We start from the raw sequence: 21089 nt of genomic DNA on the forward strand, positions 1-21089 counted from the left end.
ATCCTCCTATTTCTTACTATAGGACTATTGTATTATTATTCTTATCCTACATCCATTGAAGTATATAACATAAACCTTACATTTTTGTAATATAAACATTATTATATAAAATTTTTTAATATAAAATCACTTAATCTCATTAAAAGATTGGACTAAAATATAATATTATTATAAAATTTAATTTAACAATTAATTTATAACTTCAAAACTGAAGGATGGAAATTATAAAAAGGGAGTACGTTAACTTATGAAAATTGAAAATATATTAATAAAGACATTAGTAGATTTATTCTGGTTTACTGGTGCTATAGTTATTATTGGGCTAGTCCTTGGTCTTTTAAGAAATACTTCTATGAATAACTACCAAAAAAAGTTTGGTAAAAAAGCTATTTATGTTACAGGTATCGTTGGAGTTCCAGTTCATGAACTTAGCCACCTTATTGTGGCTAAGTTATTTGGACATAAAATTAAAGAAGTTAAATTCTTTCAAGCTAATAATGGAGATGGAACTTTAGGATATGTTAATCATTCATATAATCCTAAGAATATATATCATCAAATAGGTAACTTTTTTATAGGTATAGCACCTATTCTATGTGGAAGCTTACTTATTATTTTGCTACTTAAAATATTTGTACCAGCTTCTTTAGAATCTACAAATGATTTATTAAGTGCTAATGGTTTATTTATATTTTTAAAAAATATATTTTCATTAGAAAATTTTAAAAGACCAGAGTTTTATTTGTTTTTATACTTAGTATTTAGCATATGCTCTCACATTTCTTTAAGTAAAGCAGATATTAAAGGAGCATTTATTGGTGTTATATTTATCTTCTTAATATTATTGATATTTAATATCATTAATTTTAACTTATTATCTTATTTAAATATGGTTAAATACAATTTACTTTTAACTAATGTATTAATAATTTCAGTAATATTTTCCTCAATAAATCTATTAATTAGTTTTATATTAAAGAAAATTTAACTAAGACTCTGAATCTTTTATTTAGTCAGTCGAAGTTACTCCTACTTAGAATTTTGCGAAGCAAAATTCTAAGTAACAAAAACTTTACTCTTCTATAAATTTCATCAATTCTTCGTTAAATTTATCTCGTTCATCATAAAAAGATGCATGTCCACTATACTCAAATGGTATAAGTTTTGAATTTTTAATGCTTTTATTTTGTATCTCACCTAGTTCAAATGGAACAACTTTATCATGAATACCATGAATTATTAAAGTAGGTACATTTATTGTTCCTAAATCTGAAAATAGAACTTCATCTATCCAAGTATTTGCAATGGCTGAAGTTGCCCAGCCTGCTGCCTGTAACCCCAATTGAAAGAACCACTCAGAAAATGGTTGTGTTATATTCTGAAAGAAAAATATATCACCAAAATCTCTTAGCATTTTAGGACGATCATTATTGGTTCCTTGAATAATATCAGTCACCACTTCTTTTTCTAGACCATATGGAAAATTTAGACGTTTAATAAGACTAGGAGCTGCTGCTGCAAAAAGAGCAAGTTTAGATACTCCGTATCCCCTATGACGACTCATATATCTAATAGCTATAGCTCCACCAGTTGAATGTCCTGCTATTGTAAAATCTTTTAACTTTAATGTGTCAACTACACTTCTAACATCGTCTGACAAACGATCATAGTCATAACCTTCATAAGGCTTACTTGAATCACCAAAGCCTCTAGTATCGATTCCTATACATCTATATCCCATTTTGGGAAGCTGATCAAACTGATACTCAAATAGTTTATGACTTCCAGGCCAACCATGTAAAAATAATATTGTCTTATTTCCGTATGGGTTAAGATCCTCTACATAAATTGCTACATTAGGCTCTACTCTAATATAGTACCCCATATAAATACCTCCATTAATATAACTTTTTTATTAATAGATTATTCCAGTATATATAAATATATGAATTACATGTACTTATTTTTATATCTAAATATTTAATTTTCAAAAATAAAATTTATTAAGTGATTTATACTATCTTAAAATTATTGATCATTTTTTAAAATATCTATAAAAGTATTTCTAAAGTATATATCTCTAAATGATATTATAATTCCTGCAATAACCCCAATCATAATCCTATTTATATTATTTAGTAATAAAAAAAACAATACTATAATCACGAAAATGTACGTAATTAATTTTAATTTATTTTTCTTCTTTTCATTCAAAGTATCAATTTTACTTTGAATTTGTTTAAATAATCCAAATTTACTTTTATTTAACCAATAGAACAAATAGCTAAATATTAGTGTAGATAAAAAACATGATATCATAATAGCTACTAACACTTTACTTACTCCTTTTTATATTTATATAATTCGTAATAGTACTATACCCATAATTGATTATATGATATTTCCCAATTATATTTAATTCAATTTTCAGACCACATTTTTAATAATTGCTTCGTAATATATTAAGATTTTTACTTATACAATGTATTAGTTTGATAATGAAATTTATTTTTTTAGGTTACTTCTATAATTAAGAAGCATCCCACTAATTAACATACAAAGTGATAGCGTAATACCTAATATTTTTATGGGTGTTTTAAAATTAATATATAGGAATGTTCCTGTTAAGCCAACACCAGCTCCAATAAGTAAAGCATAAAGGATTTTTTTTATCATAACTCTCTCTCCTTTTTTATACACATATAATAAATTATATAATCCAATTGATTCCTTATTTTATCACTTTCTCCTCCACTATTTCCCTAAAACAACCAAATCACCTAAAACTTTAAATCCATTCTTAATATAAAATTCAAAGGAAGGATAACCCCTCTCAGTATTTAAAATCATTCCATTAATATTTTCATCTGCCAATGAGTCCTCTATTTTCTTAATGAACATACTTCCAATACCTTTTCCTTGAAATTCATGACCAATACAGAATTCATCTATATAATATTCCACCCCTGCTATCCAAGGCTTTTTCATACCTACACTTAATGTAACAACCTTTTCATCAATTAATCCTATATATCCTAGAAAATAATTATTCTTCATGTGGTTTATAAAGAAATTTTCCACTTGCTCCTTAGAATCATACTCATCATTCCAAGGCTCTCTTGTGAAGGTATCTATAAATAAATCCACACATTCATCTAAATACTTACTTGTTAGCTTAATTACCTCAAATTTCATTTTTTCACCTGCTTTTTAATTTCGTTATACTTAAGATTCTTAGATAAATTCCTATTTATCGCTCACAATTTAATACAAACACGAATTTGAATAAACTCCCTCTTATTTCTTTAAATTGAATATAATATGCATATTATATGTAAAAGAATAATTTTATTTATTACCTGTAACTGCTTTTAAATTACTAACTAAAAAACACTATTCATCTTTCTGTTAATTTCTCTTCAATAAACTTAGATACTTTTGTTCCAACTTTTAACTTTATTTCTCTTAATAAATTTTCCGTTGTTTTATTTTGTAATCTAACAAATAACTTAACTATCTCAATTAATGTATCTTCACCAAATATCTCACTTAATCTATGCATTAAATAAGTTCCTTTAAAGTGAACTCCATCTGGCCTTTCCCCATTTTCACTTTTAATTTGTGGAGATTTTTTAGCTATCTCTCTTATATCGTTTATTCTCTTCTTATACGCTTCAACACCGTATTTCTTCTTAATAAAGCTTAATGATAATACCTCAGCAAAAGTTTCATTTAGCCAATCTTCCCACGAGTTTACATCAGCCCCTGTTGACCAAATATGACCACATTCATGGGCAAGAAAATCATCTACATCTATCCTATCACTAGGCAAATCACCTAATACAATAAGCCCTTCTCTACAATATCCCCCTTCATCCGAGCTTGGAATTACAATATCAAAAGTACCATTAATATTACTTTCTACATCTAAGAGTCCTGTAAAATAACTTATTATATTACTAAATGACTTAGAGAGCTCCTTAACTTCTTCTATTTGTCTATTATTGAAATATATATTAAGTTTTGGACTAAAGTTTTCAAGAGAAATACTATTCCAATCTTTAACTGCTAAGATATTGCAATCAAAATCATTGCTTTCATATTCCCAATCTTCTTTATTCTTTCTTCCCTTTACAACAGTAAAATCACTAATATTCTTTACTGTTACCTTCTTTGCTATTTCCATATCATAATCTTCAAAAATAGGATACCATGCAGAATAGAAGTTTAATGCTATATAATTATCAGTAATTGTATTATGCCATCCTGAAATGTTTCCACTATAAATCATTGTAATCGACTTTGTACCTTCAGGTATTTTTAAAGTTACTCTTTTACCTGATTGTATAAATAATGCATTTGCATTTAATTCTTCATTATATATTACTTCGTTACCATTCCAATCAGTTATTTTATTTAAAATTAGACCTTCATTTAGTATTAATTTTAAATTATAAACATTATCTGAAAAATTTATCTCTGATTCTACTTGTATTTCCTTTTTTTCATTATTAACATCTAACATTATCTTTAAATCACTTAACATAAATTCCTCTATAAATTCTCATGCAATATATCCCCTACTGATATATTAATTAAAATTAATTACAATATATTAATATTATTCATTCTTCACATACCTATCTTGATATTCATCTCTTAAAATATTATAATATAGCACATTAACCTCTATATTATCTAATCTTTCTAGATTTTCTTTTCTTGTAAATTTATACTTAAAGCCACATTTTTCATTGACTCTTTTGGAATTATTATTAAAATCAAAATGTCCACACCATATTAAGTCTAAATTCATTTTATTAAACCCATAATTAATTAATCCTTTTACTGCTTCGGGAATATATTCATTTCCCCAATATTTAGGATTTAAAACATACCCAATTTCTCTTTGCTCTAAATGATCTAAAGAAACATCAGGTTTTCTATTATGTAAACCTATTCCTCCAATTACCTTGTTTTCTTCCTTTAAAACTATTGCATATGAATCATTATTACTTATAAACATTTTTATTATGTCTTTACTTTCATCTTCAGATTTGTGTGGCTTCCAACCAGCCTTTGGACCTACTAATTCACTTTGAGCATATTCATACAAATCTTTACTATCGCTAAGTTTCCAAGGTCTTAATATTAGTCTACTTGTAATTATATCCCTCATTTTCTTCCCCCTTTTTATTCATCATATAATTCTATTACAATTGATTATAACATATTTTACCAATAATATAATATTCAAATAAATAAAAAGAGGATAATATAATATTGTTTCGACTTGTAGCCCGTGACTGAGAAAACAATATTATATTACCCTCGTACTTTATTCAAATATCATCATTTTATTTATAGGAAATACTATTGCTATTTGGGTTCCTTTATTAATTTCTGATTCTAGACCAATTCCTAATCCAAGTTTTTGCGTTAACTTTTTACATAGATATAATCCAATTCCTGTAGACTTTCCAAACCTACGTCCATTTTCACCTGTATATCCTTTTTCAAAAGCTTTAACTACATCTCTTTCATTCATTCCAATTCCTGTATCCTTAATATAAAGAACTATATTTTCCTCAATATTTTTTGTGTAGAATTTAATTATATTTTCTAATTTATTGTTATCTATATACTTAATTGAGTTAGATACTATTTGATTTATAATAAATTCTAACCACTTACTATCTGTATAAACCATTTTTTCTATATCTAATATTTCAATTTTAATTTTTTTCTCAATTAATACCTTTGAGTTTCTTCTTATTACTTTATTAACTACTGACTTTAAATCAATTTCCTTAATAATATAGTCTTTTTCTAATGTATTACTTCTTGCATAAAACAATGCCTGCTCAATATACGTTTCAACCTTGCTTATTTCTTCGCCTATACTTTTAGTTAATTCTGATTTATTATTTTCTATCAGAAGCTTACTACTTGCAATTGGTGTCTTTACTTCATGAACCCAAAGCTCAATATATTCTCTATATTCTTTATTATTTATTCGTAGATCCGATATATCATCTTTCATGGATTTAGTTGTTTCATTAATTATATAGTATAAAATTTTACCTTCTAAAAAACTTCCCTCGTCTATGATATCAGAAATTAAATATTTTTTATCTAAAGCTTCTAAATTATTAATTAGCTCATCATAATATTTTTTTCTATTAAAATAATCATAGATATGATAAATTAAAATACCTATAAAATTTATTATAAATACAAATATAATTGCATAAAAATCTACTTTTAAAGTTGAAAGTAGAATTGAAGTAAAGATTGAAATTATTAAGCTAATTATTATAAATAATATTCTTTCTTTAAAAAAATCTATCAATTTCATATTATTATGTAACCTTGGCCCCTCTTAGTTTTCAAAAAATTTACTGCACCTATTTCCTCCAACTTTTTCCTAAGTCTATTAATATTAACAGTTAATGTATTATCGTCAATAAAATCATCAGACTCCCATAATGACTCTATGATTTCATTTCTAGACACTATCTTCTCTTTATTTTTCATAAGTACATATAAAATTTTACTTTCATTTTTGCTTAATTCTATTTTGTTTCTATTATATTCTACTTCACTTTTAGATAAGTTAAGTTGAAGATTCCTATATTCTAAGATTTCTGATTCATGATTGTTATAAGTTCTCCTTAACAAGGATGATATCCTAGCTAAAAGAATTTGTGTATTATAAGGTTTTGTTATAAAATCATCAGCTCCTAAATTCATACTCATAAGTTCATCAACTTCACTATCCCTACTAGTTACCACTATTATAGGTACTGAACTTTTTTTTCTTATTTCTCTACAAATGTAATATCCATCAAAATAAGGTAAGTTAATATCTAATAAAATTAAGTGATATTTCTCCCTTAAAACTTCATCTATAACATGTTCAAAATCTAATGAATATGTAGTTTCATAACCATATCTATTTAAAAATGTACATAATTCACTTCTTATTTTCTCATCATCTTCAATAATAAAAATCTTATTTGTATCCATTTAATCACCTTCTAAATTCTATGCTTTTCATTCATCTTTAAACTACTTGTTAGTACTGCACTTTTTAAAAATATAGTATTCCCATTGAGAAGCATTTTCAAATACCAATTCCTTTACAAAATCAAATTTACCAGACGAATATCCTTTTAGTTCTTCAAGAGTATGCAAATAAAAATCTCTATCATAATCCTCACCATCAATAGTTGCATAACTTGATTTTTCATTCTTACCAGTTCCTTCTTTAACAACAATAAATAGAAATCCATTATCATTTAATACATTATCAATTTTCTCAAATGCCTTAGAAAGTTTCTCATTAGGAATATGCACAAATCCTGCTATTACTACACAACCATCAAATTTACCAAGATAAGAATAATCATTTAACATATCTTCAACAACAAAACTAATACCTGAATTTCTTTCATTTGCTATTTTTATACTTTCCTCACTAAAATCAAGTCCAACTACATCAGCTCCAAGTTTTTTCATTCTCATACTCTCATATCCTGCTCCACAACATAAATCTAAAATACGAGGCTTTTTAGGTAAATAATTAAAAAATTCCTTTATATAAGGAATTAATGATTCATCATCATACCATTTATCAGCCCATTCTGATGCTGTTTTATTATAAAAATCTTTAGTATTTTTCATCAAAACCCCTCTCCCTTAATCTGTAAATTCCAATTTAATATAATTATATCCTAATTATTTATTAGATACCATATTATAAAAAGTTAATTTATTTAAATACCTTAATATTTTTTTATAATTTGGTAAATCTAAATATTGATAACTATATTAAGGAGGATTGTAAATGAAAACTAAAGGATCTAAAAATAATATAAATCCAAATTCACCAAAGTATAATGAGAAAATAAGAAATAAGGCTATAGAAAAAACACCTACTGGAGAAGATGAACCTTCTCCAAATACTATATATAAATAAAATTAAAAGTATAAAATACCGTTTAGAATAATAAACGGTATTTTATACTTTTATCCTAATAATCTACTTACCATTTCATTAGCTTCCTGTGCTATTGGTATTATATTTTTAACAAAAGAAATTGTAGTATTAATACTTGTAAGTAAACCTAAAACCTTTTTAATGTTTTCTTTAAATTTACTATTTTTAGAGACTTCTTCACAAACCTTTTTATTAAGCATTATACTACCAAGTCCTTGTTCAATAGAAACCCTCAATCCATCTATACCATATATTTTATATTCATCTATCTTATTATACAAATCACTAAGTACATTACCTAGAAATACTTTAAGCTCTTCATTTACTTCTAATTCCTTTAATTCTTCTATTAATATTTCTATTTTATCCTTAAATATAGTTAAATTATCTTCCTCAATATTTTTATATTGATTACTTACATCTAAAGCCAAAGCTAATCCATTAATTGATATTAATATTTCATTTGTAATTATAGTATCTAATTGCTGTATATCGTCATCTAATCCTATAGCCATAATCTTTTTTTCAAAATTAGTCAAAGATTTTATAAGTTCTTCTTTTGAATTGCTTTGAATTTTGCTAATTTGTTTTTTTATATTTTCTATTATCTCAACAACTTGAAGTATAGATTTAAATATTTTTTCATCATTATTAATATCTACATCAAAAATTTCAGAAATAACTGATGCTACAGATTTAAATCTCCTTTGTTTTTTAGTATTATTACTACAAAGCTCTTTTGATTCACTTAAAATTTCGTATAGTCTAACTGCCGGATTAGTTGATAATACCATACTATCCCCTCCATAATATTTGTTACAGTTATTATTTCTATACCATAAGCTTGTTCTCTCATTTTTTACCCTATAATAATTAATTTTATAACTTAATTATTATTCTATTATAATTTTTATTTAAACTATCTTTAGTATATATAATGCTTAAAATGTATAATATATGTGTATTTTTTAAAATTTTAACAAATTTTATGCTAATATATGTATAAATAGTATTTTATTAATTAAAAAACTCTATCACCTTTTCTTATATTTAATGATATTATATAATACTATTATACTTAAACTATAGATGGAGGATGTTTCTATTGTTAAAAAATATTAATTTCAAAGGAGTTATTCATATGTGGGTTATCTACGCTTTATTATCTGCTTTATTTGCAGCACTAACTTCAATATTAGCTAAAATAGGAATTGAAAACATAAATTCAAATCTAGCTACTGCAATTCGTACTGTGGTTGTTTTAGTAATGGCATGGGGAATAGTACTAATAAACGGTAGTATAAATCAAATTAGTAACATAAGTCAAAAAAGCTGGCTATTCTTAATTTTATCTGGTATTGCAACAGGACTGTCTTGGTTATTCTATTATAAGGCTTTACAGATTGGGGAAGCTTCTAAAGTAGTTCCAATTGACAAGTTTAGTGTCGTAATTACTATGATTTTAGCTTTTGTTGTACTAAAAGAAGCTGCTAGTTTTAAAACTATTTTAGGCGGTATATTTATTACTATTGGTACTTTCATTATGATACTATAGTGAAATTATTTATAATCAAAAATTAAAGAAAAGAAAAACTTAGCAAATTGCTGAGTTTTTCTTTTCTTTAATTTTCTACCACATTTTTGATTACTTCTTTTATTTCACTTAAAGATAAATCTAATGTCTCAATTCCACCTATATCACATTCAGCTGTATTCTTTATATTATTTAATATTCTTGCATATAGTTGTCTCTTATTAACAAATTTTTCATTATCTTCAACTATATATTTATAAAGAATTCTTGCTTCTTTCTCTATATATTCTCTATCTTTCATAACCTCTCCTTTTTACTTATTGCTATAAAATCTTATAAATTTGCCTCTTCAAATTTATGTTCCATAAAATGTGTTAATTTATGGAATGGCTTCTTTAATACTGCAATAATAATAAAAATTAAACAATATATTAAAAGTGCCCTTACACTTGTAGAAACATTCTCCCAAACTGGTCCTGATATAGCTTCTCTAAAACTATTTATTGAATAAGTAAATGGCCAAAGTGGATATAGCATACCAAATATCTCTGGGTTTGTTTGTATTGGATATATTCCTCCTGCACCTGCTATTTGGAATACCATTATTATAACAGCTATAGCCTTACCAACATTACCTAAAATAGAAACTAAGGTAAATATTATTAACGTAAATGTAATTGATGTTAACATTGCTAATCCAAATAATAAAGGCACATTATAAACTGGAACCTTAAGTATTAACCAGTCTCCTAAAATTACTATAAATGATTGAATTAGACTTATACTTAAAAACAATAGCATTTTTCCAAAATGTCTTTGAAGCATATTAGGTTGCTTTCCAGCCTCAAAATCCTCACAATTTGTTGTTAATAATGCTCCTGTTAAAAGAGCACCTACCCAAATTGCTAAAACAGAATAAAATGGAGTAAGCCCTACACCAAATATTCCTTCCCCATAAACATCCACTTGACTAACAGTTATTGGAGATGATATAAAATCTGCTATTTCACTAGAATCTTTTGTAAGTAACTCAATTATTTGATTTAAACTTTCATCATTTAAATTTTCTAACTTAGAATCTAATTCTGAAACACTTTTTTGAATATCAGCTATTTTATTACTTAATTCCTCTGCATCCTCTATAGCTTCATTGCTTGATGCTATTCCATAGTTTGCTAATGCATTTAATTGTGGAACTATTATCTTTGATGTTTCAAGTATAGAATTTAAACTATCTAAATTATTAGCATACTCTTCTGAAATATTATTAATAATATTGCTATTATTTTTATAATAATTATTTGAAATAGTAACAATATTACTCATTACTTTATCATTAACTTTAATTATTGCATCTATTTTTTTATTTAAATCTTCTTCTGCTGTCCCATTATTGACTAATGTTTTTAATTCATTAATAGAACTTTCTTGATCATTTAAAATATTATTAAGATTATTTAATTCATCTACTAATTTATTTAAATTTTCATTATTTATATTCTCGTTAACTTTATTTATTTCTTTAATTGATATATCAATTATATTTTTCATTTTATCAATATAATCATTAACTTCATCTAATTTTTTATTTATATCATCCTTAGTAGCAGATGATATATTTATATTATCTAATGAATTATCTATTTTTTTTGATAAGGTCTGAAGGTCTATAATACTGTTATTGATATCATTATTTATATTATTTAAATTGTTTTTATTTTCATTTACTAAATCCTTACTTAATTCTGTAGCTTTTTGTAAATCATTAATTTGCTCAGTAATAATAGGTAAATCATTTTGCATACTATAAATATATTCTTTTAAACTCTCTGAATTTTCAGCAGAAGTATTTATATAATCTTGTATACTTGCCAAATCAACTATTGCTGTACTTACAGCATCTTTTATATATAATACCTTTGAACGATTATTATCCAAAGTTAATCCTATATTATTTAAAGCATTAAATGCTTCTGAGTTTACTGTTTCCACAAAATTTGACTTTATTTCTTTTGTAAGTTTATCTTTAGCGACATTAGTTATTTTAGTTGCTATTGCATTTGCTTTTTCATTTGCTTTATATACTATGCTTGGCTTTTTAGGATTATTTGTTGTTAAACTTACTAATCCATTCGAGAAATTTTCTGGTATCTCTATTACTGCATAATACGTTCCTTGATTTAAAGCATTATTTGCTTGCCATTCATCTACTATTTCCCATTTTATAGAATTATTTTCTTTTAAATTTTCTATAACCTGTTCTCCTACATTTATTTCCTTTGAATTCACCACTGCTCCCTCATCTTTGTTGACTACAGCAACTGGTAAATTACTTGTGTTAGCATATGGATCCCAACATGCATATATATTTATCCATGCATACAATGAAGGAATAATACAAAGACCTATAACTATAATTATTGCTGCATAGTTTCTTTTAATTTTAAGTAAGTCTCTTTTAAATATTCTAAATAACATCTTCATAATTTAACCTCACTATTCTCCTATTCCTGACTCATGGAATTTTAACTCAAATTTCTTAACTACACTTTTTAATTTTGGCTTAAATACAAAACCTAATATTACATAAAGTATTGAGAATAGTAATAAAATAATTATATCTAAAATTACACTACTTACAAGTGGTCCTGCAATAGCCTCTCTAAATCCACCTACTGCATAAGTAAATGGGAAAAATGGTTGAAGTATTCTAAATATAAGTGGATCTACTTGTACTGGATAACTTCCACCACATCCAGCTAATTGAACTATCATAAAAACAATATTTATGGCTTTTCCTACATTTCCAAATAAAGATACATTCGTAAAAATTATTATTGAAAATGTAATTGCTGAAACTACCGAAAAAATCACCATTAAAATAGGCGATACAGAGTATACTTTTAATAAAAATATATTTCCTAAAGCTATTATAAGTCCTTGTATTGCTGCTAATAATATAAAGGTAGCCATTTTCCCAAAATATTTTTCTCTTATATTTGGTTCATTTCCCCAATCAACTTTAGGTGCTTCTGTTTTTAAAATTGAAGTTAATATTAATCCTCCAACCCATAGTGCTAAAACTGAATATATAGGAGCCATAGCTGATCCATAATTAGGTACAGAATATACACTTACTTCTTTAATATTAAATGGATCTGAAATAAAATTAGAAATCATATCTGGATTACTTTGTAATATTGCAAGAATTCCATTTAAATCCTCATCATTTATCTTAGATAATTGCTCTCCTAAGCTTTTAATGTCATCCCTATAATATTCTAATTGTTCTAAAAGATCCCCTGAAACCTTAGTTGCAAGTCCACTTCCTTGCTCTGCAGTATTTAATAAATTTGTTATACCACTAACAGATTTTTGTGAATCGTCTAGAAGTTCATAAGCCTTTTTAGTTGCATCAACTAAACTATTATTTATCTCATTTAAAATTGGCACTGTTGTACTTTCAAAATTATTTTTAAAGTCTTCAATATTTTTAGAAATTTGTTTTAAGTTTTCCTTTAGTTGATTTATAACTTCTTGATTTTCTTTATTCTCATTAGAATAACTATTCCATATTGATTCTAATAAAGTTTCTTGTTCACTAATATCACTTTGTAATAATTTCAAATCTGAAATATTTTGTGCTATAGTTTCATTCGGTTTTTCTTCATTTATAGCCTCTAAGTACTTTATATTAGAAGTTATAGAATCATTTATTGAAGTAAATGTATTTTTTATATCTCCTAATTGGCTATTAACTTCTACTGTACTATCAGTACTTCCTATTGTATCTAATATAGATATTATTTTATCTATGTAAACTTTATTTTGACTTAGATTTTGATTTAAGATAGAAACTGAATTAGTAAAACTATCTGTAGTTGTTTTTATTAAATTTTGTGCATTTTGAATTATAGACTCACCTGTAGACATTCCACTTGTTAATAAAGGCAATGTTGATTTAACTTCTTTTAGATAGCTATTTAAATTTCCAGCATTTGAATTTACACCATCTAAAACATTTATAACAGAATCTATTCCTTTAGATGCAGTTATTATAAGGTCCTTAAGCTTTATTATATCAACCTTATTCTTATCAACTTTCTCTTCATAACCATCAATTTTTTCAAATGCTTTCTGATTTACTGTTTCAATAAAATTAGTTGTTATTTGATCAATTAATGTTTCCTCAGCTACTCCTGCTATTTTACCTGCTACTGGATTAGCTTTTGTATCTAATTTATAAATTATTTCAGCCTTCTTAGTTTTATCGCTTGTTATACTAACTAAATCTTCTGAAAAACTTTCTGGAATTTCTATAGATGCAAAATAAGTTCCATCTACTACTCCAGAATCAGCATTTTCTTTACTAACAAACTTCCATCCTATATTATTATTTTTTTTAAGTTCATCAATAACTTCTTGTCCAACATTTATTTCTTGTCCCAAAACCTCTGCGCCTTTATCATTATTAACTACCGCTATAGGAATTGTACTTGTATTTCCATATGGGTCCCAACATGCTTTTATATTTACCCATGCATATAAGGCTGGTATAACACATACACCAGCTACAATGATTATGGCTACTGGATTTTTTATAATACTTTTTAAATCTCTTTTAAATACCTTTGCTATATTTTTCATACTGTATCTTTCCCCTTGTAAATAAATATCACAATTTGACTAACTAGTACAATTTTAATCCTACAGAATAAAAATATCAACTTATTTTAGCAACTTATTTTAGTCCTTAAAATAAATTATTTTTATTTTAACTATTAAATTCTATTATAAATGTAGTATCTTTACCAATATTACTTTCAGCATATATTTTTCCATTATTGCTTTCTACTATAGATTTAGCTATAGATAATCCTAACCCATATCCACCTGTTTCCCTAGCTCTTGAACTATCTACTCTATAGAATCTTTCAAAGATTTTATTTATATCTTCTTTTTTTATTCCTTCTCCAGTATTTTTAACCTTAAGTCTTATTTTATTTTTCTCCTGTTTTAATTCTACATCTATTTTTCCACTTTTGTTAGTATACTTAATTGCATTATCTAATAATATTATAACTACCTTTTTTATACTTTCCTTATCACCTTTTATAGATATATCTTCTTCAATATTAGATTCTAGTTGAATTTTATTTTCGAAGATAACAGCTTCAAAAGTTAATAAAATATTATTTAATAATTTACTTAAATCAAAAACCACAAACTCATCAAGTCCTCTATTTGTATCAAGCTTTGCTAGTGATAGCATTTCATCTAGTAATTCTGACATTCTTTCTATTTGATTGTTAATATAATTTAACCATTTGCTTTGGCTTTCTACACTTAAACTCTTATTTGATAATACTAATGAAGTATTTGTTCTTATAATAGTAAGTGGCGTTTTAAGTTCATGAGATGCATTTGCTATAAATTGTTTTTGTTTTTTAAAGGTCTCTTTTATTGGTTTTATAGTTTTATTAGTCAAGTAAATACTAATTAAAAGTAATAAAATAAGGCTTATACTTCCAATTGATATAAATACTTTTAGTAGATTATTTAATACTTCAATTTGCTGTTCTCTACTCATAAGAACTATTGTTAAACCTTTATTAGAATATTCTTTTAAATACACATAACTACTTCCATCTATCTTTACCCTATCAAGCTTATTTTCATTTTTAATTATTTTATATATTGTATCTTCAAGCACACCTTCATCTATTTCCAAATAAGTATTGACTTTTGCAATATTATTATCAGAATCCAGCTCAATTATTATACTGCTACTCATCATAGGAGAATTAGGTGTTGGTTTCCTTGGATTAGATACTGTGTTCATTAATTCATGCTCTAAATCTTTTTCTATACTTATAGCGGTAGATATGTATATTGTTCCAAAAATTAATACAAATACTATTGTCAATAACGACATATTAATTAATATAAATTTTTTCTTTAACTTGTCAAACAAAGTTAGTCCTCCATTCTATATCCAACGCCTCTTATTGTTACTATATTTACCTTGGATTTTAAATAAGATAATTTTTTTCTAATAAAAGAAATATATACCTCTATATTGTTATATTCTACTTCTGAATCAAATCCCCAAAGTTTAGTTATTAAATCATCTTTACTAACTACACATCTAGGCCTTTCCATAAAATATTTAATAATTTCAAATTCCTTTAAGGTTAATCTAATACTTTCATCATTTACATCTAAATCATAAGTATTTATATTTAAACTTATATCTCCATAAGCTAATATATTATCATTAATAACAGTTCCCTTTCTTCTAGTTATAGATCTAATTCTAGCGAGCAATTCCTCAACAGCAAAAGGTTTAGTTAAATAATCATCAGCTCCTAAATCTAGTCCAACAACTCTATCCTCAATTTGACTTTTAGCTGTCAACATTATTACAGGAGTTAAAATTCCTTCTTTTCTTATCTTTTTTAATAGACTTAATCCATTTAATTTAGGTAACATAATATCTAAAACTATTACATCATATATTCCTGTTAATGCATAATCTAGTCCATCTTCTCCATCATATACAGCATCAACCATATATTTATTTTTTGTTAAAATTTGAAATAAAGCTTCAGATAGCTCTTTTTCGTCCTCAATCAAAAGTAGTTTCATATAATTTAACCTCCTTAATAAATTAGTTTAACTGCTACAATACTGTTCTAATTAAAAATATAAAATTTAGAATGTATTCTAATTATTAATTATACATTCTAAATTTTATACTATCCTACATTACTAACTTATTTTTATATATTTATTTAATAAAATTTTATCATATAAATCTTAAAATAGAATTAAATTTAAATTTTAAACTGAATTTAAGATTAAATTAAGCTTTCTATAATAATATCATTTTAACAGGAGGTGATATTTTATGGTAAAGCCAAGACATGAAATTAAAGTATTCATTAATTACTCTGACTATATTTCTATAAGAAATAGAATCAAAACTTTTGCTAAACTTGATCGAAACGCTAGCGAAAATGGAATTTATCATATACGTAGTCTATACTTTGATAATTTTAATGATAAAGCTTTAATGGAAAAAATAAATGGATATAACAATAGAGAAAAATTTAGAATTAGATTTTATAATCATAATCATTCTTTTATTAGGCTTGAAAAGAAAAGTAAATCTAATGGATTATGTTATAAATCTTCTGCTCCATTAACTAAAAATGAGTGTGAAAAAATATTAAATGGAGATATTGAATTTCTAAAAGATTCTAATAAGGATGTATTAAAAGAATTTTATTGTAAATTAAGATACCAATGCCTTAAACCTAAAACTATAGTGGATTACACTAGAGAGGCCTATATATATGATGCTGGAAATGTAAGAATAACAATTGATAGTAATATAAAAAGCGGTCTATATTCTACAAATATTTTTGATTCTACTCTTCCAACATTAGGCTTAGTCAATGATAATCCTATAATTTTAGAAATTAAATATGATAATTTTCTTCCCGATATTATAAGGGATTTAATTCAGACTAATACACGTAATCAGACTGCTGTATCAAAATATGCGGCTTGTAGATTATTTACAGTATAATTAATATTTTGGAGGTAAGAAAAATGACTTTTAATGATATTTTTAAATCTAGCTTTTTAGAAAAAGCTTCTACTTTTAATATGCTTGATATGGTTATAGCTCTAGCACTTGCTTTTGCTATAGGATTATTTATATTTTTAGTTTATAAAAAAACTTTTAGAGGTGTTATGTACTCTGAAAACTTTGGTGTATCACTACTTGCTATGACACTAGTAACAACACTTATAATTTTAGCTGTAACTTCAAATGTTGTGTTATCACTTGGTATGGTTGGTGCTTTATCAATAGTAAGATTTAGATCTGCTGTTAAAGAACCTTTAGATATTGCTTTTGTTTTCTGGTCTGTAAGTGTTGGTATAGTTCTTGGTGCTGGACTTATTCCTCTAGCTATATTCGGATCTGTTTTTATAGGAATTATAATGCTTGTATTTGTAAACAAAAAAAGTTCAGACAACCCTTATATATTAATAGTGAATTGTACTGATGATAATAGCGAAAACTTAGCAATGCAACATATCAATAAATCAGTAAAGAAACATGTTATTAAATCAAAAACTGTATCAGCTAGTAATGGTATAGAGCTTACTGTTGAAATAAGATTAAAAGAAATGTCAACTAAATTTGTAAATGAAATTAATAATTTAGAAGGAGTTAATAACGTTGTTTTAGTAAGCTACAATGGTGACTATATGAGTTAACCCTTAAGGTGGTGTTATAAAATGATTTCAAATAAATATATAAATGCTATTATAGCTACAATAACAGCTATTGCTATATTTTTTACTACTTTAATTTATATAAATTCTAAAGATGTAACTACTACTGAAGCAACTAATTCATCTAGTAGCTTTACTTATGTTAATACTGTTTTTAATAAAGAACAAATAACAGACATTGATATAGAGGTTAATGAAGATAATTGGAATTATCTTTTACAAAATGCTACAGATGAAGAATATATAACTGCTAATATAACTGTTAACGGAACTAAATATTATAATGTTGGTATTAGAGCAAAAGGAAATTCAAGTCTTTCTACTGTTGCAAGCGATGATACCACTGATAGATATAGCTTTAAGGTAAAATTTGATGAATATGTGGATGGGCAAACATTAGATGGTTTAAGTAAAATTGCATTAAACAATATAATATCTGATGCAACCTACATGAAAGAGTATCTTTCTTATGATTTACTAGAAAAAATGGGTGTCCCTACTCCTGCATTCGCCTTTACAAATATAAAAATAAATAGTGAAGAATGGGGATTATACTTCGCTGTTGAAGTAATTGAAGAAGAATTTATAGAGAGAAATTATGGCTCTTTATCAGGAAACCTATATAAACCAGAAGGCAATGAAATGGGTGCTAAAGATAACAATAATGAAGATATGAAACCTAATATGAATAATGGTGAAAATGCTGCCCCACCTTCTATGGGTAATGGAGAAAATGATGAAAATACTGCTCCTCCTTCTATAGGCAATGGAGAAAACGGTGAAAATACCGCTCCTCCTTCTATGAGTAATGAGGAAAATGGTCAAAATATTGTTCCTCCAACTATGGAAAATTCTCAAAATGGAGAAAATACAGAAGCTCAAGATTTAAATAGCGATGAAAATAATAACACTCAAACAAATGAAACTCTTAAAGATAGTGGCTTTAGAGGTGGAATGATGGGTGGTGGAGAAATTGGATCTTCTAATGGTGGAAATCTAGTTTATACTGATGATAATATAGATTCCTACTCTGATATATTTGATAATGAAGTATTTAAAACAACTACAGAGTATGATGAAGAAAAAGTTATTGAAATGATAAAAAATCTAAATGAAGGAACTAATTTAGAAGAGTATCTTAATGTAGACGAAATTCTTAGATATTTTGCAGTAAATACATTCCTTGTAAATTTAGATAGCTATGCTTCTAATATGAAACATAATTATTATCTTTATGAAAGAGATGGCGTATTCGAAATCCTTCCTTGGGACTATAATCTTTCTTTTGCTGGATTTAATATTGGAAGTGCTAGTAATGCTGTAAACTTCCCAATAGATAGCCCAGTCACAGATTCTCTTGAAAATAGTCCTTTAATAAGCAAATTATTAGAAGTTGATGAGTACAAAGAAACGTACCATAAATATCTTCAAGAAATTGTTGATTATGTTAATAATGGAACTTATGAAAGTACAGTAAATCAAGTAAATTCACTTATATCTGAATATGTAAAAAATGATGCTACAGCATTCTATACTTATGAAGAATATGAAGCTTCACTTCCTGAGTTAATAAACTTTGGAATAGATAGAGCAAAAAGTATATCTGCACAACTTGATGGAAGTCAGCCTTCAACTAGCTATGGAACCATTGAAACTACTGTTAATTTGACAACAATGGGTAGCCAAGGTGGTGGTAATAAGGACAAAGATATGAATATGCAAAAACCTAATGATATAAATAATGTAGATACTAGTACAGGAAACACTACAAATAATCAGGGAGAAATGCAAAGTCCTAATACTAATAATCAAGAAAATCCAATGCAAAAACCTGCTTATAATAACAATGTAGATTCAAATACTAGTGCTAGTTTAGAAAGTAATGCTCCTCAAGGGGAACAAATGCCAAGTCCTAATGGCACTGATAATAATCAAGATAATACACAAGCTCAAATGCAGAGACCTGACGGTAATAACGATATGAATTTTCCGACTAGTGTTACTTCTGAAGAAGGTCAAATACAAGATCCTAATAATACCGATAATACATTTATGAAAGGAAATATACCAAATACCGAAGTTAATTCTTCTAATATTAAAAATAACTTCCTAATATTAGGTGGATATATATTACTTTTAATTGCATCCTTAATATTTGTAGCTCTATTTAAAAGAAGAAAAATTAACTATAAGAAAGGAAATTAAGTAGGTTATATTTTAAATAATTTTCTTTCATCACACAAAAAATGCTTATACTAATATATTGTAGTATAAGTATTTTTTTATGGAGATTAATATGGTTATAACTCCTGGAATCGAGGATTTAGATTATGAATATAAAGACGGAATTAAGCATTTTACTTTAATTGCAGAAGAAGTTGATCTTGAACTTATTCCTGGACTCTTCGTAAAAGCATGGGGATATAATGGTTCAGTACCAGGTCCTACTATAAAAGTTAGACCAAATGATAAAGTTTGTATTAGGGTAATAAATAATTTACCTGAAGAAACTAGTGTTCATTGGCATGGATTAGAAGTTCCAAACGATATGGATGGAGTTCCTCCTGTAGAGCCTTCACCTTATATTTATCCTGGTGAATATTTTGATTATCATTTTAAAATTAATAATCCACCTGGAACATATATGTACCATTCACATGTAAATGTTATGGTTCAAGATAATGCTGGATTGCTTGGTGGTTTTATAATCGAAGACCCGAAAGATGATAAAAGAAAAAATTTTAAGGATTATTTAATAGTTCTTCAGGAATGGGCAGCAGATAAATTACCTTGGGGAGATATATCAAAAGGAAATTATGAATTAACATTTAAAATGCCAGATTTTAATTTCTTCACATTTAATGGTAAATGTTATCCCCTAACTAAACCATTACCTGTTAGATACGGAGATGCAGTACGTATAAGATACTGTAATATACAAATGCATCATCATCCAATACATCTTCATGGCCACCAATTTAAAGTAGTTGGAGCAGATGGCTTTCCAATAAGAAAAGAAACTCAAATTTATAAAAATACTATGTTAGTGGCTTCTGGTGAAACTTGGGATATAGAATTTATTGCTAAAAATCCAGGAATATGGCCTCTTCATTGTCATATGCCTCATCATGTAACTAATAATGGAGCACCAGGTATAGGTGGAATGTTTACTACTGTAAATTATATAAACTAATCTAAGAATAAGATAGTGTTAATTTTATAATAATATTAACACTATCTTAT

22 protein-coding genes are annotated in these 21089 nt (G+C 26.1%); 7 read left to right on the forward strand and 15 right to left on the reverse strand.

The window, feature by feature from the left end:
• The first annotated feature begins 247 nt into the window (after positions 1-247).
• Positions 248-988, forward strand: coding sequence for a hypothetical protein (locus ACQPUY_RS02465; RefSeq protein WP_430839330.1), 741 nt, complete (start codon positions 248-250; stop codon positions 986-988).
• 84 nt (positions 989-1072) lie between these two features.
• Here the strand turns inward: ACQPUY_RS02465 and ACQPUY_RS02470 are convergent, their stop codons facing one another.
• The 9 genes from ACQPUY_RS02470 to ACQPUY_RS02510 all read right to left on the reverse strand — a co-directional run bounded on the left by ACQPUY_RS02470 (position 1073) and on the right by ACQPUY_RS02510 (position 7686).
• Positions 1073-1885 carry an alpha/beta fold hydrolase gene (locus ACQPUY_RS02470; RefSeq protein WP_430839331.1) on the reverse strand — a complete coding sequence of 271 codons (813 nt, stop codon included), beginning with the start codon at positions 1883-1885 and terminating at the stop codon, positions 1073-1075.
• A gap of 143 nt (positions 1886-2028) precedes the next feature.
• Complete coding sequence (locus ACQPUY_RS02475; protein WP_430839332.1) at positions 2029-2334, reverse strand: hypothetical protein; 306 nt, start codon at positions 2332-2334, stop codon at positions 2029-2031.
• Between the two features lie 171 nt (positions 2335-2505).
• Positions 2506-2676 (reverse strand): hypothetical protein, encoded by a 171-nt coding sequence (locus ACQPUY_RS02480; RefSeq protein WP_430839333.1) that lies wholly within the window; start codon positions 2674-2676, stop codon positions 2506-2508.
• A gap of 78 nt (positions 2677-2754) precedes the next feature.
• Positions 2755-3195 carry a GNAT family N-acetyltransferase gene (locus ACQPUY_RS02485; RefSeq protein ID WP_430839334.1) on the reverse strand — a complete coding sequence of 147 codons (441 nt, stop codon included), beginning with the start codon at positions 3193-3195 and terminating at the stop codon, positions 2755-2757.
• Between the two features lie 202 nt (positions 3196-3397).
• Positions 3398-4546, reverse strand: coding sequence for a hypothetical protein (locus ACQPUY_RS02490; RefSeq protein WP_430839335.1), 1149 nt, complete (start codon positions 4544-4546; stop codon positions 3398-3400).
• A gap of 75 nt (positions 4547-4621) precedes the next feature.
• Positions 4622-5179, reverse strand: a complete 558-nt coding sequence (locus ACQPUY_RS02495) for a GNAT family N-acetyltransferase (protein WP_430839336.1) — start codon at positions 5177-5179, stop codon at positions 4622-4624.
• Positions 5180-5338: 159 nt separating this feature from the next.
• A complete protein-coding gene (locus ACQPUY_RS02500; RefSeq protein WP_430839337.1) occupies positions 5339-6358 on the reverse strand; it encodes a sensor histidine kinase in 1020 nt (339 codons plus the stop codon).
• The gene (locus ACQPUY_RS02505; RefSeq protein ID WP_430839338.1) at positions 6355-7029 is read right to left on the reverse strand and encodes a response regulator transcription factor; all 675 of its coding nucleotides are present in this window, start codon (positions 7027-7029) and stop codon (positions 6355-6357) included. Before ACQPUY_RS02505 ends, ACQPUY_RS02500 begins: the two co-directional genes overlap by 4 nt.
• A gap of 42 nt (positions 7030-7071) precedes the next feature.
• The gene (locus ACQPUY_RS02510) at positions 7072-7686 is read right to left on the reverse strand and encodes a class I SAM-dependent methyltransferase (RefSeq protein WP_430839339.1); all 615 of its coding nucleotides are present in this window, start codon (positions 7684-7686) and stop codon (positions 7072-7074) included.
• A gap of 163 nt (positions 7687-7849) precedes the next feature.
• On the opposite strand from ACQPUY_RS02510, the gene ACQPUY_RS02515 reads away from it, so the two are divergent.
• The gene (locus ACQPUY_RS02515) at positions 7850-7981 is read left to right on the forward strand and encodes a hypothetical protein (RefSeq protein WP_430839340.1); all 132 of its coding nucleotides are present in this window, start codon (positions 7850-7852) and stop codon (positions 7979-7981) included.
• A 50-nt stretch (positions 7982-8031) separates the two neighbouring features.
• Here the strand turns inward: ACQPUY_RS02515 and ACQPUY_RS02520 are convergent, their stop codons facing one another.
• Positions 8032-8796: a hypothetical protein gene (locus ACQPUY_RS02520; protein ID WP_430839341.1), complete on the reverse strand. Its 765-nt coding sequence runs from the start codon at positions 8794-8796 to the stop codon at positions 8032-8034.
• A 347-nt stretch (positions 8797-9143) separates the two neighbouring features.
• On the opposite strand from ACQPUY_RS02520, the gene ACQPUY_RS02525 reads away from it, so the two are divergent.
• A complete protein-coding gene (locus tag ACQPUY_RS02525) occupies positions 9144-9557 on the forward strand; it encodes an EamA family transporter (RefSeq protein WP_430839342.1) in 414 nt (137 codons plus the stop codon).
• A 67-nt stretch (positions 9558-9624) separates the two neighbouring features.
• Here ACQPUY_RS02525 and ACQPUY_RS02530 read toward each other — a convergent pair whose 3' ends face one another.
• The 5 genes from ACQPUY_RS02530 to ACQPUY_RS02550 all read right to left on the reverse strand — a co-directional run bounded on the left by ACQPUY_RS02530 (position 9625) and on the right by ACQPUY_RS02550 (position 16184).
• A complete protein-coding gene (locus ACQPUY_RS02530) occupies positions 9625-9837 on the reverse strand; it encodes a hypothetical protein (protein WP_430839343.1) in 213 nt (70 codons plus the stop codon).
• A gap of 32 nt (positions 9838-9869) precedes the next feature.
• The gene (locus ACQPUY_RS02535) at positions 9870-12020 is read right to left on the reverse strand and encodes a YhgE/Pip domain-containing protein (RefSeq protein ID WP_430839344.1); all 2151 of its coding nucleotides are present in this window, start codon (positions 12018-12020) and stop codon (positions 9870-9872) included.
• A 12-nt stretch (positions 12021-12032) separates the two neighbouring features.
• Positions 12033-14183 (reverse strand): YhgE/Pip family protein, encoded by a 2151-nt coding sequence (locus ACQPUY_RS02540; protein WP_430839345.1) that lies wholly within the window; start codon positions 14181-14183, stop codon positions 12033-12035.
• 127 nt (positions 14184-14310) lie between these two features.
• On the reverse strand, positions 14311-15510 hold the full coding sequence (locus ACQPUY_RS02545) for a sensor histidine kinase (protein ID WP_430839346.1): 1200 nt from the start codon (positions 15508-15510) through the stop codon (positions 14311-14313).
• Positions 15511-15512: 2 nt separating this feature from the next.
• A complete protein-coding gene (locus ACQPUY_RS02550; protein WP_430839347.1) occupies positions 15513-16184 on the reverse strand; it encodes a response regulator transcription factor in 672 nt (223 codons plus the stop codon).
• A 262-nt stretch (positions 16185-16446) separates the two neighbouring features.
• Between ACQPUY_RS02550 and ACQPUY_RS02555 the strand changes: the two genes are divergently transcribed.
• The 4 genes from ACQPUY_RS02555 (at position 16447) to ACQPUY_RS02570 (ending at position 21039) form a co-directional block, all read left to right on the forward strand.
• Positions 16447-17130 carry a polyphosphate polymerase domain-containing protein gene (locus ACQPUY_RS02555; RefSeq protein ID WP_430839348.1) on the forward strand — a complete coding sequence of 228 codons (684 nt, stop codon included), beginning with the start codon at positions 16447-16449 and terminating at the stop codon, positions 17128-17130.
• Positions 17131-17153: 23 nt separating this feature from the next.
• A complete protein-coding gene (locus ACQPUY_RS02560) occupies positions 17154-17828 on the forward strand; it encodes a DUF4956 domain-containing protein (RefSeq protein WP_430839349.1) in 675 nt (224 codons plus the stop codon).
• Between the two features lie 21 nt (positions 17829-17849).
• Positions 17850-20051 (forward strand): CotH kinase family protein, encoded by a 2202-nt coding sequence (locus ACQPUY_RS02565; RefSeq protein WP_430839350.1) that lies wholly within the window; start codon positions 17850-17852, stop codon positions 20049-20051.
• 79 nt (positions 20052-20130) lie between these two features.
• Positions 20131-21039 carry a multicopper oxidase domain-containing protein gene (locus tag ACQPUY_RS02570; RefSeq protein WP_430839351.1) on the forward strand — a complete coding sequence of 303 codons (909 nt, stop codon included), beginning with the start codon at positions 20131-20133 and terminating at the stop codon, positions 21037-21039.
• The last annotated feature ends 50 nt before the right edge of the window (positions 21040-21089 follow it).

The organism is Clostridium nigeriense (assembly GCF_050585245.1).
GTDB classification, from domain to species: domain Bacteria; phylum Bacillota; class Clostridia; order Clostridiales; family Clostridiaceae; genus Clostridium; species Clostridium nigeriense_A.

Bases quoted from the DNA above. Each gene is read 5' to 3' on its own strand.
- ACQPUY_RS02520 (WP_430839341.1), bottom strand. From the start codon at position 8,796: ATGGTATTATCAACTAATCCGGCAGTTAGACTATACGAAATTTTAAGT.
- ACQPUY_RS02550 (WP_430839347.1), bottom strand. From the start codon at position 16,184: ATGAAACTACTTTTGATTGAGGACGAAAAAGAGCTATCTGAAGCTTTA.
- ACQPUY_RS02480 (WP_430839333.1), bottom strand. From the start codon at position 2,676: ATGATAAAAAAAATCCTTTATGCTTTACTTATTGGAGCTGGTGTTGGC.
- ACQPUY_RS02530 (WP_430839343.1), bottom strand. From the start codon at position 9,837: ATGAAAGATAGAGAATATATAGAGAAAGAAGCAAGAATTCTTTATAAA.
- ACQPUY_RS02505 (WP_430839338.1), bottom strand. From the start codon at position 7,029: ATGGATACAAATAAGATTTTTATTATTGAAGATGATGAGAAAATAAGA.
- ACQPUY_RS02500 (WP_430839337.1), bottom strand. From the start codon at position 6,358: ATGAAATTGATAGATTTTTTTAAAGAAAGAATATTATTTATAATAATT.
- ACQPUY_RS02490 (WP_430839335.1), bottom strand. From the start codon at position 4,546: ATGTTAAGTGATTTAAAGATAATGTTAGATGTTAATAATGAAAAAAAG.
- ACQPUY_RS02495 (WP_430839336.1), bottom strand. From the start codon at position 5,179: ATGAGGGATATAATTACAAGTAGACTAATATTAAGACCTTGGAAACTT.
- ACQPUY_RS02510 (WP_430839339.1), bottom strand. From the start codon at position 7,686: ATGAAAAATACTAAAGATTTTTATAATAAAACAGCATCAGAATGGGCT.
- ACQPUY_RS02515 (WP_430839340.1), top strand. From the start codon at position 7,850: ATGAAAACTAAAGGATCTAAAAATAATATAAATCCAAATTCACCAAAG.
- ACQPUY_RS02565 (WP_430839350.1), top strand. From the start codon at position 17,850: ATGATTTCAAATAAATATATAAATGCTATTATAGCTACAATAACAGCT.
- ACQPUY_RS02470 (WP_430839331.1), bottom strand. From the start codon at position 1,885: ATGGGGTACTATATTAGAGTAGAGCCTAATGTAGCAATTTATGTAGAG.
- ACQPUY_RS02465 (WP_430839330.1), top strand. From the start codon at position 248: ATGAAAATTGAAAATATATTAATAAAGACATTAGTAGATTTATTCTGG.
- ACQPUY_RS02485 (WP_430839334.1), bottom strand. From the start codon at position 3,195: ATGAAATTTGAGGTAATTAAGCTAACAAGTAAGTATTTAGATGAATGT.
- ACQPUY_RS02555 (WP_430839348.1), top strand. From the start codon at position 16,447: ATGGTAAAGCCAAGACATGAAATTAAAGTATTCATTAATTACTCTGAC.
- ACQPUY_RS02570 (WP_430839351.1), top strand. From the start codon at position 20,131: ATGGAGATTAATATGGTTATAACTCCTGGAATCGAGGATTTAGATTAT.
- ACQPUY_RS02525 (WP_430839342.1), top strand. From the start codon at position 9,144: ATGTGGGTTATCTACGCTTTATTATCTGCTTTATTTGCAGCACTAACT.
- ACQPUY_RS02560 (WP_430839349.1), top strand. From the start codon at position 17,154: ATGACTTTTAATGATATTTTTAAATCTAGCTTTTTAGAAAAAGCTTCT.
- ACQPUY_RS02540 (WP_430839345.1), bottom strand. From the start codon at position 14,183: ATGAAAAATATAGCAAAGGTATTTAAAAGAGATTTAAAAAGTATTATA.
- ACQPUY_RS02535 (WP_430839344.1), bottom strand. From the start codon at position 12,020: ATGAAGATGTTATTTAGAATATTTAAAAGAGACTTACTTAAAATTAAA.